This is a genomic window from Kordia jejudonensis, from assembly GCF_001005315.1.
GTDB classification, from domain to species: Bacteria; Bacteroidota; Bacteroidia; order Flavobacteriales; family Flavobacteriaceae; genus Kordia; species Kordia jejudonensis.
Genome location: NZ_LBMG01000015.1, coordinates 40,227 through 53,472, shown reverse-complemented (window position 1 = coordinate 53,472; position 13,246 = coordinate 40,227). Strand labels below are relative to the sequence as shown.

Below are 13,246 nucleotides of genomic sequence, written 5' to 3'. Positions count from 1 at the left end.
AGAAGGTTTTGGGTATTTGTTGATTTTAAAGCTCGTAAATTAATAGGATTTTGTAAGATAAGCAATACGTGATAGTACGTGATTTTTGATATACCATAATTTTGTGCTTTGTTAGCCATTTCTGATGATTGTAAATACTAAACTGTTAATTGTAGTTGTTATCTAAAAAATGGTTGTACATTGCGGACTTAACCAGAAATGAGGTTTTACATAGAGATTGTCATTTCACAAACAATTTTTATGTCATTCAAGTCATTAGGATTATCTGATGCATTATTACGTGCTATCAGTAAAAAAGGCTATACAACGCCTTCTCCCATTCAAGCAAAAGCAATTCCATTAGTTTTAGAACGTAAAGATGTGTTAGCATCTGCACAAACAGGAACTGGAAAAACAGCAGGTTTTACCTTGCCAATGTTGCAATTGTTATCACAACAACCACCTTTACGTAGAAGACCAATTAGAGCGTTGATTTTAACGCCTACACGCGAATTGGCAGCTCAGGTATACGCAAACGTAAAAGAATACAGTACGTTTTTAGATATTAGATCTACCGTTATTTTTGGTGGTGTAAATGCAAAACCACAAATAGCAACCTTGCGAAATGGTGTCGATATTTTGGTTGCAACACCTGGAAGATTGCTCGATTTGCAAAGTCAGAATGCATTGTCATTGGCTAAAGTGGAAATGTTAGTGCTCGATGAAGCTGATAGAATGCTCGATATGGGCTTTTTACGCGATATTAAACGTGTAATTGAGCTCGTTCCAAAACGCAGACAGAATTTGTTGTTTTCGGCAACATTTTCAAAAGATATTAAAAAGTTAGCTCAAAATATTTTGAACAATCCTGTTTCTGTGGAAGCAACTCCAGAGAATACAACCGCTGAAAAAGTAAATCAAACAGTTTATAAGGTTGATAAACCGCGTAAAACCGAATTGTTGATTAAAATGATTTCAGAAGGTAATTGGAGTCAAGTTTTAGTGTTTACACGAACAAAACATGGCGCGAACCGATTGACAAAGAAGTTGATTGCAAAAAATATTAGTGCTGCGGCAATTCATGGAAATAAAACACAGAATGCACGTACCAAAGCATTGGATGGTTTTAAGAAAGGAACCATCAGAATTTTAGTGGCTACAGATATTGCAGCGCGTGGTTTGGATATTCCGTTGTTACCGTATGTGATTAATTATGAGTTGCCAAATGTTCCTGAAGATTATGTCCACAGAATTGGTCGTACAGGTAGAGCTGGCGCAAGTGGAGAAGCAATTTCGTTGGTTTCTGCGGAAGAATACGAGTATGTTCGAGGTATTGAAAAGTTATTAGGCGAAAAACTTTCTTCGGAAGAAGTTGAAGGTTTTGAGGCAGATCCAAATTATACGCCGCCACCAAAACAGGAACGTCCACAACGCTCTCGAAAGAAATCAAATTCTTCGCAAAGAGACACTTCTGGCGGAAGTCAAAAAAATAGAAATAGTTCAGATTCTAATTCAAGTAGTAAAAATAGCAAGCGTAAAAGTTCGAATGCTCGAAGACGGAGGAATTAGGGGTTTTGGTCTTGGGTTTTGGGGATTTTGATCTTGGGTCTTGGGTTTTTAGGTTTTGGGTGTTAGAGCTTTGGCTTTTAGGTGTTGTTCTCGACTGCGCTCGAACTGACAATTCGGATACATTTGACGTATTTTTGTTATAAATTCACAACTATTTCGTTTGATTGAATTATTTTTTAATTAGAATGTAAAATACTATAAATCAATTATTTAAACATACTTGATTAACTTTTATTCAACAACTTTAAGAGTAAACGTTTATCGGATTTAACTTTTCTTTTGGTATTCTTTCATTTATTTGATACACATTAACTTTAGAACTTTACCATTATGAAAAAGAAAAAATTAAGTCTTTAAAAACTTAGCACATGGTCAATTCTTAAAGTAATATACCTTAAGCGAACTTCGGTTCGCTTTTTTATGTTTTTGAGAGAAATTGGAAAGAAGTTTTATTCTTTAAACGTCATTTTATTCAACATAAGACCTGAAGCTGGCGCAATGTAGTTGACTTCTAATGTAGAGTTTGGTAAAAGTGATTGTTTGATGAAATCTAAATCGAGTTCATGTTTGCCTAAAAGAATTAGCGTTCCCATCATCATTCGAATTTGATGACGTTTGAATCCTGCGCCTTGTACACGTAGCACATAACTTTTCTCTGGAAAGAAATTTGCCGTGAAGACGTCATTTTCAACAATTTCACACAATTCAATTTCGCCTTCTAAAACCGTATGTTCCGTAGGTTTGTAACAATACGTTTTTAAGTAATGATTTCCTTCGAAGAGCTTTGCTCCTCCTTTCATGAGTTCAACATCTAAATCGCCCAAAATGTTTGTCATATATGGTGCTGCAAACGGATGGTATTTTTCTCCATAAGCAAATAAATAGATGTATTCTTTTACTTTAGGATGCTGAATGATGTTGAATTTCTCATCAGTTTCCGTAATTGCCAAAGCTCGAATGTCTTGTGGTAAGTTGGTATTGAAAAGCGGTAAAAACTCAGGAATATTGAGTGTTTCATTATCCAAAAATAATTCAATAGCGATTTCATTGGCTGAAACTTTCGCATCTGTACGTCCCGAAGCCAACAGCTTGAAGTTTTTATGACCAAATACATATGCCAACGTTCGTTCTGTCATGCGCTGAACCGTATTCACATCAGGTTGTTTTTGCCAACCGTGATAGCGAAATCCTAAGTATTGTAAGGTAATCAGGTAATAATAACGTTTGCGTTTCAATATTGTTGGTTTGTGGATTCGTGGATTTGTTGAGTTGTGAATTTGTTAATTTGAACTACAAATATTTCAAAGCTAATTTTTAAGTTGCTTTTAGTAATATGAAGCCTAAACCAACTATGACCAAAGGAATTGCCCAAAGTTTCCAGATTTCAGTAGCTGTGACTTTGTCTTTGATGGCTCTATTTTTGATTTGTAGTAAGCGTTTTCCATTGAAATACATGGAATTAAATATGTATAGCACAAATCCTGCTAACGCTATATAAAATATGAGTGTGTACGCTTCATAAAATAGAAAAAAACTACTGTTCGTCGCTCTGACTAATACAATACTTAACACACATAGAATGCTCAATTCTAAGAAGGAAATGTACGCTGTTGCCAACGAAACAATTTTGGTATGCTTTCTTTTTTTCGATTGCGCTTTGTAGCTAAGAATTGCTTTGTAAAATAGTTGTTCGAACATGGTTTTCTATTGAATACTTTGCAATAATAGGCTAAAATTTACAAAACGCGTAATTTTGCTGTGAGTTTGCTTGTTTTGAGTTATGAGAAATTGAAATTCAACATTTAACATGCAACATTTCCAATTCACTATTTCTCACGAGATTTCAAAACATTTACAATATCATTGAGTTTGTAGCCTTTTGCTTGCAATAAAATTAGGTAATGAAATAGTAAATCTGCACTTTCGTCTAAAAATAAATTATCATTATCATCTTTGGCTTCAATGACTACTTCGACCGCTTCCTCGCCTACTTTTTGTGCAATTTTATTGATGCCTTTTCGGAATAGTGAAGCGACATAACTTTTTTCATCTTCTTTGTTTTCTTTGCGGTTTTGAATTGTTTCTTCAAGTTTGTCTAAAAAGCCAAAAGAAGTTGTGTTTTCTTCATTCCAACAAGTGTCTGAACCTTTGTGACATGTAGGACCAACAGGAGTTACTTTGATGAGTAAAGTGTCTTCATCACAATCATTTTGAATACTTACGACATTAAGAAAATTTCCACTTTCTTCGCCTTTTGTCCACAAACGCTGTTTTGTTCTGCTAAAAAAGGTTACTTTATTTGTTTCCAATGTTTTAGCATGTGCTTCTTCATTCATATAACCCAACATTAACACATTTTTTGTTTCGTTGTCTTGAATGATGACAGGCACTAATCCGTCGTTATTTTTATTGAAATTGATGTTCATTTTCAAGTATTGAGATTTTAGCATTGAGATTGCTAGTTGTTTAGTTGTTTAGTTGTTTAGTTGAAAATAATTTTTTTACATTCAACATTCAACATTCAACATTTAGCATTTTACATTTATAATTTCAACATTCGTTAATCTTTGTTCTATGTTCTATGTTCTATGTTCTATGTTCTATGTTCTATGTTCTATGTTCTATGTTCTATGTTCTATGTTCTATGTTCTATGTTTAGTTGAAACTAATCTTTCACATTTAAAATTCAACATTTATAATTAACATTTAGCATTTATAACCTCACATTGATTCCGTTTTCTTTTAGGTTTTGTTTGAGTTCAGGAATGCCAATTTCTTTGAAATGAAATACGCTTGCTGCCAATGCTGCATCAGCTTTTCCAGCTACGAAAGTATCCGTAAAGTGTTGCATATTTCCTGCGCCACCAGAAGCTATTATTGGAATGTTGACGATTTCTGATAGTTTCGCCAACGCTTCATTGGCAAATCCGTCTTTTGTTCCATCATTGTCCATCGATGTAAATAAAATTTCTCCCGCGCCACGTTGTTCCACTTCTTTTGCCCAATCGAATAGTTTGATGTCCGTTGGCATTTTTCCACCAACTAAATGTACAATCCATTCGCCATCAATTTGTTTTGCATCAATAGCAACAACAATACATTGATTTCCAAATTTTGACGCCAATTCGTTGATGAGTTCAGGACGTTTTACGGCGGCCGAATTGATAGAAACCTTGTCTGCGCCCGCTTTTAATAAACGATCTACATCTGCTACTGCTGAAATTCCGCCACCAACTGTAAATGGAATGTCAACCTGTGAAGCTACATCTAAAACCAACTTTTGCAATGTTTTTCTGCGTTCCTCTGTTGCCGAAATGTCCAAAAAAACAAGTTCGTCAGCACCTTCATCAGCGTATATTTTCGCCAATTCTACAGGATCGCCAGCATCACGAAGATTGACAAAGTTGACACCTTTTACCGTGCGTCCGTTTTTGATATCTAAACACGGAATGATTCTTTTTGTGAGCATTTTATTTGATTTAAAAATTCAATGATTGAATGATTGTGAATTCCTGCCTACGCAGAAATGACAAACATATTATAGTAAGGTTTCAAGTTGCTTGAGTGAGATTCTGTTTTCGTAAATAGCTTTTCCGATAATGACACCTTCACAACCTAATTCTTTTAGTTTTGGCAATTCATCAAAAGTTGAGATTCCGCCTGAAGCGATGAGTTTTATTGAGTTTGATTGCATCTCGACAGCGCTCGATGTGACATTTTGCGTACAGTTTTTTAAGATTTTTTCATATAAATCAAACGATGGACCTTCTAACATGCCGTCTTTAGCAATGTCTGTACAAATAACGTATTGAATTCCTTTTTGCTGATATTTTTGAATAAACGGAATCAATTCTTCCGTACTTTCTTCTTGCCAACCGCTGATGGCGATTTTTTCATCCATTGCATCTGCGCCCAAAATGATTTTCTGACTTCCGTATTTTTGAATCCATTTTGTGAATGTTTCTGGATTTTTTACAGCAATACTTCCGCCCGTAATTTGTTTGGCACCACTTTCAAAAGCTACGTGTAAGTCTTCATCCGTTTTTAATCCGCCACCAAAATCAATTTGTAAATTTGTTTGCGTAGCCATTTGCTCTAGCACTTTATAGTTGACAATGTGTTTTGCTTTTGCGCCATCCAAATCTACCATATGTAAATACTGAATTCCAGCATCTTCAAATTGTTTAGCCACTTCTAAAGGACTTTCGTTGTATATTTTTTTTGTGTTGTAATCGCCTTTGGATAATCGGACACATTTTCCATCGATGATATCTATTGCGGGAATTATTCTCATTATATCGTATTGAGGTTTTAGTATTGAGATTTTAGATTGCTCGTTTTACTCGCTTTGTTGTTTAGTTGTTTAGTTGTTTAGTTGTTTAGTTGTTTAGTTGTTTAGTTGAAATTTACTTTTTTACATTTAAAATTTAGCATTCAACATTTATAATTTCAACATTCTTGGGTCTTGGCTCTTGGCTCTTGGCTCTTGGCTCTTGGCTCTTGGCTCTTGGCTCTTGGCTCTTGGCTCTTGGCTCTTGGCTCTTGGCTCTTAAAAAGTATCTTTTTTAATTAAATTGTCGCATTACAGTTTCAAAAAGTTCTCAAGAATTTTACTTCCAGCTTTGCTACTTTTTTCAGGATGAAATTGTACTCCGTAAAAGTTATTTTTTTGTAAAGCAGATGCATATTTGATGTCATATTCACTTTCTGCGATCATTTCACTTGATTTTTCAGCGTAATAACTGTGCACTAAATACATGTATTCATTTTCTCGAACGTCATTAAACAAAGGACTTTCTAGATTTTGAATTGTATTCCAACCAATTTGTGGCACTTTTACATTCTCTGAAAAACGAACGACATCTGTGTCAAATATTCCCAAACCTTTTGTATTTCCTTCTTCTGAAGCATTGCACATGAGTTGCATTCCTAAACAGATTCCTAAAACTGGTTGCGTAAGTGTTGGAATTACGCGATCAAGTTTGCTTTCACGAAGTTTCTTCATGGCACTACTCGCCTCGCCTACACCTGGAAAGATGACTTTGTCGGCATTTCGAATTTCCTCCACATTGTTACTCAAAACTGCTTCCACGCCCAATCGTTGCAATGCAAATTTGATGCTTTGAATGTTTCCTGCGCCGTAATTTATGATGACTGTTTTCATTTATTAGCTTTTGGGTATTGGGTTTTGGCTGTTAGGTTGTTTTTATTCAACATTTATAGTTTCCGAGTACTTCTCGATACAATTTTCTGCGAAAATCACTCGAAATGACGTTTCTAAATCTTGACATGTATTCGTTTCAGAGTCCACTTTTACATTTAAAATTTAGTATTCTACATTTATAATTTCCTAGAGCATTCCTTTGGTTGATGGCAATATCATTTTTTCCACATCGCGTTTTACAGCAGCTTTGATGGCTTTTGCAAATGATTTGAAAATAGCTTCAATTTTGTGATGTTCATTTGTTCCTTCTGCTTTGATGTTTAGGTTTGCTTTTGCTCCGTCTGTAAACGATTTGAAGAAGTGATAAAACATTTCCGTTGGCATTTTTCCAATCATTTCACGTTTAAAATCTGCTTCCCAAACCAACCAGTTTCTTCCGCCGAAGTCAATGGCTACTTGTGCTAAACAATCGTCCATTGGTAAACAGAAACCGTAACGTTCTATGCCCAATTTGTTTCCTAACGCTTCCGCGAATACTTCGCCTAAGGCAATTGCTGTATCTTCAATCGTGTGATGTTCGTCAACTTCTAAATCGCCTTTTACCGTAATGTCTAAATCTAATTGCCCGTGACGTGCAATTTGGTCTAACATGTGATCGAAGAACGCAATTCCTGTTTCTATGTTTGATTTTCCTGTTCCGTCTAAATTCAAATCGATTTGAATTTTCGTTTCGTTCGTATTACGTGTCAACGAAGCTGTACGTTCTTTTGCTTTTAGAAACGCGTAAATTTCATCCCAATCGTTCGATTCTAAACCTATATATTCATCTAAATCTGAACGTTTTACCGTAATTTCATCTGTTCCTAAAAACGTTTCATCATTGATATAGATTCCTTTTGAACCTAGATTTTTTGCCAATTCAATGTCTGTTAAACGATCGCCAATTACGAATGAATTTTTCAAGTCGTATGTTTCCGAGAAATATTCCGTTAGCAAACCTGTGTTTGGTTTACGTGTCGGTGCGTTATCTTTTGCAAATGTTCTATCAATGACAATTTTATCAAAAACAATTTCTTCGCCTTCAAGCGTTTGCAAGATAAAGTTATGCACTGGCCAAAATGTATTTTCAGGATATACGTCTGTTCCCAAACCATCTTGATTGGTAATCATAACCAACTCAAAATCAAGTTCTTTTGCAATTTTTCGCAATGCAGACAACGCTTTCGGGTAGAATTCTAGTTTTTCAAAACTGTCTATTTGTTCGTCTGCTGGTTCTTTGATGATCGTTCCATCACGATCTATGAATAGTACTTTTCTTTTCATAATGTTTTGTTATTCCTGCGAAGACAGGAATCTATTTTTAGTTTTTTATGTGATACTGAATCAAGTTCAGTATGACGTATTTTGTGTGTTTTTATACTGAACTTGTTTCAGCATTCTATTCTTTATTTTTTGAATTCCTGCTTTCGCAGGAATGACATTCATGATACATTAATAGCAATTAACTCCTCGATTAATCTTTGATTTTCAATGGCAGTCCCAACCGTAAATCGTAAACAATTTTCACATAAAGGTTGTGTCGTTCGGTTTCGAATTACAATGCCTTTTTGTATGAGTTGCTCGTATCGTAAATTTGCGTCATCTACTTTTACGAGTATAAAATTTGCGTCAGAAGGATATATTTTTTTTATAAAATTTACTTCTTTTAACGCATTTTCAAGTTGTATTTTGTTTTGTTTGAGTTTTGCAATTTCAAGTTCTACCGTTTCTTGAGCTAATATCCGTTTTAAAGCGTGTGCTTGTGTGAGCAAATTTACGTTATATGGCGGTTTTATTCTATTTAAAATGTCAACAATAGTGAGCGAAGCATAACAGATTCCTAGTCTTATACCAGCCATTCCATACGCTTTTGACAGCGTTTGTGTGACAATAAGATTTGGAAATTCTTCCAGTCGATTCAACCAACTTTCATGACCAGAAAAGTCTATATATGCTTCGTCTATCACTATAATTCCTTTAAATTCTTTGAGTAATTTTTCAACCGTTGCGTTGTCAAAACTATTTCCTGTTGGATTGTTTGGCGAACATAAAAACAAGATTTTACTGTTTTCATCTGCTACGTTCAGTATTTCCTCAGCTTTGGGTTGAAATGATGTTGTCAACAATACTTCTTTGATGTCTATATTGTTGATGCCTGCCAACACTTTGTACATTCCGTAGGTTGGTGGCAATATGATGATATTGTCTTCTTTTGGCTCACAAAACGCTCTGAAAATCAAATCGAGAATTTCATCACTTCCATTCCCTAAAACAATGTTTTCTGGATTGCAATTTTTTACATTTCCAAGCGCAATTTTAACGTCTTTTTGTTTTGGATCTGGATAACGATTGACACCATTTTCATACGGGTTTTCGTTAGCGTCTAAAAATACCATATCGCTTCCCGAAGCTTTGTATTCGTCTCTAGCAGATGAATATGGTTTGAGTGATTTTATGTTTTCTCTGATGAGATTTTCTATGTTGACCATTTGATTGTTACTTTGTTGTTTCGAATGCATCTCGACTGCGCTCGATGTGACACGCAGGAATGACAGTTTTACTTTTTTAGTTCTTCTAATCTGAGTGTAACTGCGTTTTTGTGCGCTTGTAAACCTTCGGCTTCTGCCATGAGTTCAATAGCGTTTCCAATGTTTTGAATTCCTTGTTTTGATATTTTTTGAAACGTGACACTTTTTTGAAAACTTGCCAAATTTACTCCCGAATAGGCTTTTGCATATCCGTTTGTTGGCAAGGTGTGATTGGTTCCAGATGCATAATCGCCAGCACTTTCGGGCGTGTAATTTCCAACAAAGACAGAACCTGCGTTTTGAATTCCGTTTGTGTAGAAGTTTTCATCATTTACACAGATAATAAAGTGTTCAGGACCGTATTCGTTGATTAAATCTAGTGCGATTTCATCATTTTCAACATAGATTAGTTTTGAGTTTTCTATTGCTTTTGTAGCAATTTCTTTTCTCGGTAATGCTGCTAATTGTGTTGCGATGGCGTTTTCCACTTCCGTGAGAAAGTTCTCGGATGTAGTCACCAATACTACTTGACTGTCCGTTCCGTGTTCAGCTTGACTTAGTAAGTCGGAAGCTACAAAGTCTGCATTGGCCGATTCGTCTGCGACTACCAATAATTCACTTGGTCCGGCAGGCATGTCGATAGCAACTCCGTATTTGGTTGCCAATTGTTTTGCGACAGTTACAAATTGGTTTCCAGGTCCAAATATTTTGTACACTTTCGCGATGGTTTCTGTACCAAACGTCATTCCTGCAATGGCTTGAATTCCTCCAACTTTGTATATTTTGGTAATTCCACACAATTGTGCCGTGTACAGTATTGCTGGATTTACATTGCCTTCTTTGCTTGGTGGCGTGCACAAGATAATTTCGTTACAACCAGCAATTTTTGCAGGAACTGCCAACATTAAAATGGTTGAAAATAATGGCGCAGTTCCACCAGGAATGTACAATCCGACTTTTTGGATGGCTCTTTTTTCTTGCCAGCATCGAACACCTTCTGTCGTTTCTAGTTCAACTTTTGGAGTTTGTTGTGCTTCATGAAATTTGGTAATATTTGCTTTCGCGACGGCAATTGCATTTTTCAATTCAGCAGAAACTTCAAGGCTTGCAGCGTCAATTTCAGCTTGACTGACAACCAGATTATCTAAGTTTACATTGTCGAAAAACGATGTATATTTTTTGATGGCTTGATCGCCGTTTTTTTGTACTTCCGAAAAGATTTGAGAAACCGTCGCTTCGATATCGTCGACAGTTTGCGTTGGACGTTCTAAGATGGTTGCCCAAGTGGATGGTTTTGGATTGAATATTTTGTTCATTAGAGGACCATTTTTTCGATTGGACATACTAAAATTCCTTCTGCACCATTTCGTTTGAGTTCGTCAATAACATCCCAGAAGTCTTCTTTTTTGATTACAGAGTGTAATGAACTCCAGCCTTCTTGCGCCAATGGTAGTATTGTTGGACTTTTTAAGACTGGTAATATTTTGCTGATGGCATCAATTTTATCGTTTGGCGCATTGAGCAATATGTATTTTGAGGAACGCGCTGTTAATACCGACTGGATTCGGAATTGTAGTTTTTGAAGTATTTGCTTTTCTGCTGCTTCAATTTTTGGAGAAACTGCCAAGACAGCTTCACTTTTTAGCATTACTTCTACTTCTTTGAGATTATTTTTGAATAATGTGCTTCCACTAGAAACGATATCGCAAATGGCGTCTGCCAATCCGATATTTGGCGCAATTTCTACAGAACCATTGATAATGTGCAAATCTGCTGTTACGCCTTTTTCTTTTAAATATGCTTTTACCGTTTCTGGATAGGAAGTCGCAATGCGTTTCCCTTCAAAGTCTTTTACCGAAGTGTAAGTTTCGTTTTTTGGAATGGCGAGTGAGACTTTACATTTGGAGAATCCAAGTTTTTCGGCAACGGTAATGTTGTTTCCTTTTTCGATGAGTACATTTTCTCCAATGATGGCAATATCTACAACGCCATCGCGTAAATATTGAGGAATGTCTCCATTTCTAAGATAGAAAACTTCTAGTGGAAAGTTTCGTGCGGCAGCTTTGAGTTGATCTTTTCCATTATCGATAGAAATTCCGCAGTCTTTTAAAATTTTGAGCGAATCTTCATTGAGTCGTCCCGATTTTTGAATAGCAATTTTTAACTTCTTCATTTTGTTTTTTTGTGCTTGAATACAAAAATTGGGCATTAAAAAACCCGCTTGATGTACTCAAACGGGTTTTAAATATATTTTTTGAATTACTTCAATACATTCTCAGCTCGCTTGATGGCAAGTATGGAAATGATGATGATGTAATTGTGTAAAAGTCATTTTTTAGTTATTTGATGCAAATGTAATTAATAATTTTTATTGCTTCCAACTATTTTTGAAATATTTTTTTCGAATGTTTTATGCAGTTTATCGAAAATATGATATGATTTTATTGATTTTTAATTTTTTAGATTGTGATATCAAAAATGAATTCCTATTTTTAGAAACGTTAATAGCTAGCCCACTCTATGAAACATTTTTTTATTGCTTTTGTCTTGTTTTGCACATGGCTTTACTTTGGTTTTCAGTATTATGAATGTAAGGTAAAGAATTTGTGTGAAGACACTACGGTTGTTATTGAAGAGCCAAAAGCAATACCTCCAAAACCTGTAGAAAAACCACTTACTTTTTTACCTTTTTCTATAGAAAAAAACGTTGCAAACGTATCGATTATAGACAGCACTTTAAATCCGTTACAATCATTTTATGATCGCTTGAATGCAAATCAAGATGAAGAATTAGTGATTACTTCTTTTTTTAGTAGAGCTGAAAACGGAACAATTGCACTTTCACGTAGTGAATCTGTAAAGAATGCATTGGCAGATTTTGGTGTAAATACCGATCGCGTTGTGTTTCAAACTAAACAAACAGATTTGACATTTTCTGATGAAGACGTCAATTTGAAAGGATTTGCATATGAGTTTCAAAAAATGTCCAAAGAGCGCATGCAAGCTATTGATAAAGGAATTTCCTCTAAGATTTTGTATGCTGGATTTGGTTCAAAAACATTTAAACCAGATAATACCTTGAATGCATACGCACTTGAATTGAAAAGTTATTTGGAAAAACATCCTACGAAAAAGGTTGAAATTATTGGACATACAGATAGTAACGGCGATGCAGCAGCTAATTTATGGTTTGGAAAGGAACGCGCAAAAAGTGTGATGGACTATTTTATTTCGCAAGATATTGACGCTTCTAAATTAACGATTTCTTCAAAAGGAGAAACTGCCCCAATAGCTCCAAATTCGACTTTGGAAGGACAACGATTGAATAGACGAATTGAAATTAACATAACGAATTAAGTATATGACACTTTTATTTTTACAAAACCTTGCACCTGTTTCTAGTTGGGAATATTTTGTCGTATTCTTACTAGGATTTGGATGTTTTTTGATTGGTTGGATCTTTTCAAAACGCAGCACGAAACGCAAGTACAAAAAGCTACTTGAAGAGTGTGAATCGAAAAAGGCTGAGATTATTAATACGAATTATGCACCATCTGAAGGTGTTCGTGCACGAAAGACTAGAGAACGTTCTGGAAAAGCAGTAGATTCAGGTAATTCAGGCGTTATTGATACTGAAAATTCTCCATTAAATTTTGATAGTTTTGGTGTCGCTGATGCTTCACAGAAAGACGATTTGAAACGTATTAAAGGTGTTGGACCATTTATTGAGGAGAAATTGAATCTGATTGGAATTTTTACTTTTGATCAAATTAGCAAATTTACACCTGAGGATATGCAAACCGTTACAGAGTTGATTTCTTTTTTCCCAGGACGTATTGAACGTGACGACTGGAAAGGTCAAGCAGCCGTTTTGAAAAAAGGTGGCGATACTGATTTTAGCAAACGATTGAGCTCGAAAGGGTAATTTGGATTGTTGGATTGTTGGAAGAAATGGTTTTTTGATTAC

The 13,246-nt window shown here is 35.3% G+C and carries 13 protein-coding genes; 3 read left to right on the top strand and 10 right to left on the bottom strand.

Annotated features, from left to right (window positions below):
- Nucleotides 1-240 precede the first annotated feature (240 nt).
- Nucleotides 241-1,548: a DEAD/DEAH box helicase gene (locus AA089_RS10040; RefSeq protein WP_046756828.1), complete on the top strand. Its 1,308-nt coding sequence runs from the start codon at nucleotides 241-243 to the stop codon at nucleotides 1,546-1,548.
- A gap of 449 nt (nucleotides 1,549-1,997) precedes the next feature.
- On the opposite strand, the gene AA089_RS10035 is transcribed toward AA089_RS10040, so the two are convergent.
- From AA089_RS10035 to hisG, 10 genes are all read right to left on the bottom strand, one after another.
- Nucleotides 1,998-2,783: a tRNA pseudouridine synthase A gene (locus AA089_RS10035; protein ID WP_046756811.1), complete on the bottom strand. Its 786-nt coding sequence runs from the start codon at nucleotides 2,781-2,783 to the stop codon at nucleotides 1,998-2,000.
- A gap of 79 nt (nucleotides 2,784-2,862) precedes the next feature.
- A complete protein-coding gene (locus AA089_RS10030; protein WP_046756810.1) occupies nucleotides 2,863-3,246 on the bottom strand; it encodes a hypothetical protein in 384 nt (127 codons plus the stop codon).
- Nucleotides 3,247-3,374: 128 nt separating this feature from the next.
- Nucleotides 3,375-3,974: a bifunctional phosphoribosyl-AMP cyclohydrolase/phosphoribosyl-ATP diphosphatase HisIE gene (gene hisIE / locus AA089_RS10025; protein WP_046756827.1), complete on the bottom strand. Its 600-nt coding sequence runs from the start codon at nucleotides 3,972-3,974 to the stop codon at nucleotides 3,375-3,377.
- Nucleotides 3,975-4,261: 287 nt separating this feature from the next.
- Nucleotides 4,262-5,017 (bottom strand): imidazole glycerol phosphate synthase subunit HisF, encoded by a 756-nt coding sequence (gene hisF, locus AA089_RS10020; protein WP_046756809.1) that lies wholly within the window; start codon nucleotides 5,015-5,017, stop codon nucleotides 4,262-4,264.
- A gap of 69 nt (nucleotides 5,018-5,086) precedes the next feature.
- The gene (gene hisA, locus AA089_RS10015; protein WP_046756808.1) at nucleotides 5,087-5,842 is read right to left on the bottom strand and encodes a 1-(5-phosphoribosyl)-5-[(5-phosphoribosylamino)methylideneamino]imidazole-4-carboxamide isomerase; all 756 of its coding nucleotides are present in this window, start codon (nucleotides 5,840-5,842) and stop codon (nucleotides 5,087-5,089) included.
- Between the two features lie 288 nt (nucleotides 5,843-6,130).
- Complete coding sequence (gene hisH, locus AA089_RS10010; protein WP_046756807.1) at nucleotides 6,131-6,712, bottom strand: imidazole glycerol phosphate synthase subunit HisH; 582 nt, start codon at nucleotides 6,710-6,712, stop codon at nucleotides 6,131-6,133.
- Nucleotides 6,713-6,898: 186 nt separating this feature from the next.
- Complete coding sequence (gene hisB / locus AA089_RS10005) at nucleotides 6,899-8,035, bottom strand: bifunctional histidinol-phosphatase/imidazoleglycerol-phosphate dehydratase HisB (protein ID WP_046756806.1); 1,137 nt, start codon at nucleotides 8,033-8,035, stop codon at nucleotides 6,899-6,901.
- Nucleotides 8,036-8,193: 158 nt separating this feature from the next.
- Nucleotides 8,194-9,270: a histidinol-phosphate transaminase gene (hisC, locus tag AA089_RS10000; protein WP_241479993.1), complete on the bottom strand. Its 1,077-nt coding sequence runs from the start codon at nucleotides 9,268-9,270 to the stop codon at nucleotides 8,194-8,196.
- Between the two features lie 38 nt (nucleotides 9,271-9,308).
- On the bottom strand, nucleotides 9,309-10,595 hold the full coding sequence (gene hisD, locus AA089_RS09995; protein ID WP_046756804.1) for a histidinol dehydrogenase: 1,287 nt from the start codon (nucleotides 10,593-10,595) through the stop codon (nucleotides 9,309-9,311).
- The gene (gene hisG / locus AA089_RS09990; protein ID WP_046756826.1) at nucleotides 10,595-11,452 is read right to left on the bottom strand and encodes an ATP phosphoribosyltransferase; all 858 of its coding nucleotides are present in this window, start codon (nucleotides 11,450-11,452) and stop codon (nucleotides 10,595-10,597) included. The genes hisD and hisG overlap by 1 nt, the downstream gene beginning before the upstream one ends.
- Before the next feature lie 347 nt (nucleotides 11,453-11,799).
- On the opposite strand from hisG, the gene AA089_RS09985 reads away from it, so the two are divergent.
- Together AA089_RS09985 and AA089_RS09980 are read left to right on the top strand one after the other, a co-directional pair.
- Nucleotides 11,800-12,636, top strand: a complete 837-nt coding sequence (locus AA089_RS09985) for an OmpA family protein (RefSeq protein ID WP_046756803.1) — start codon at nucleotides 11,800-11,802, stop codon at nucleotides 12,634-12,636.
- Nucleotides 12,637-12,640: 4 nt separating this feature from the next.
- Nucleotides 12,641-13,204, top strand: a complete 564-nt coding sequence (locus tag AA089_RS09980) for a hypothetical protein (RefSeq protein ID WP_046756802.1) — start codon at nucleotides 12,641-12,643, stop codon at nucleotides 13,202-13,204.
- Nucleotides 13,205-13,246: the final 42 nt, after the last annotated feature.

What these genes read in the sequence shown, in the direction of transcription:
- AA089_RS10040 (WP_046756828.1), top strand. Translation starts at nt 241, where the DNA reads ATGTCATTCAAGTCATTAGGATTATCTGATGCATTATTACGTGCTATC.
- AA089_RS10030 (WP_046756810.1), bottom strand. Translation starts at nt 3,246, where the DNA reads ATGTTCGAACAACTATTTTACAAAGCAATTCTTAGCTACAAAGCGCAA.
- hisIE (WP_046756827.1), bottom strand. Translation starts at nt 3,974, where the DNA reads ATGAACATCAATTTCAATAAAAATAACGACGGATTAGTGCCTGTCATC.
- hisF (WP_046756809.1), bottom strand. Translation starts at nt 5,017, where the DNA reads ATGCTCACAAAAAGAATCATTCCGTGTTTAGATATCAAAAACGGACGC.
- hisA (WP_046756808.1), bottom strand. Translation starts at nt 5,842, where the DNA reads ATGAGAATAATTCCCGCAATAGATATCATCGATGGAAAATGTGTCCGA.
- hisH (WP_046756807.1), bottom strand. Translation starts at nt 6,712, where the DNA reads ATGAAAACAGTCATCATAAATTACGGCGCAGGAAACATTCAAAGCATC.
- hisB (WP_046756806.1), bottom strand. Translation starts at nt 8,035, where the DNA reads ATGAAAAGAAAAGTACTATTCATAGATCGTGATGGAACGATCATCAAA.
- hisC (WP_241479993.1), bottom strand. Translation starts at nt 9,270, where the DNA reads ATGCATTCGAAACAACAAAGTAACAATCAAATGGTCAACATAGAAAAT.
- hisD (WP_046756804.1), bottom strand. Translation starts at nt 10,595, where the DNA reads ATGAACAAAATATTCAATCCAAAACCATCCACTTGGGCAACCATCTTA.
- hisG (WP_046756826.1), bottom strand. Translation starts at nt 11,452, where the DNA reads ATGAAGAAGTTAAAAATTGCTATTCAAAAATCGGGACGACTCAATGAA.
- AA089_RS09985 (WP_046756803.1), top strand. Translation starts at nt 11,800, where the DNA reads ATGAAACATTTTTTTATTGCTTTTGTCTTGTTTTGCACATGGCTTTAC.
- AA089_RS09980 (WP_046756802.1), top strand. Translation starts at nt 12,641, where the DNA reads ATGACACTTTTATTTTTACAAAACCTTGCACCTGTTTCTAGTTGGGAA.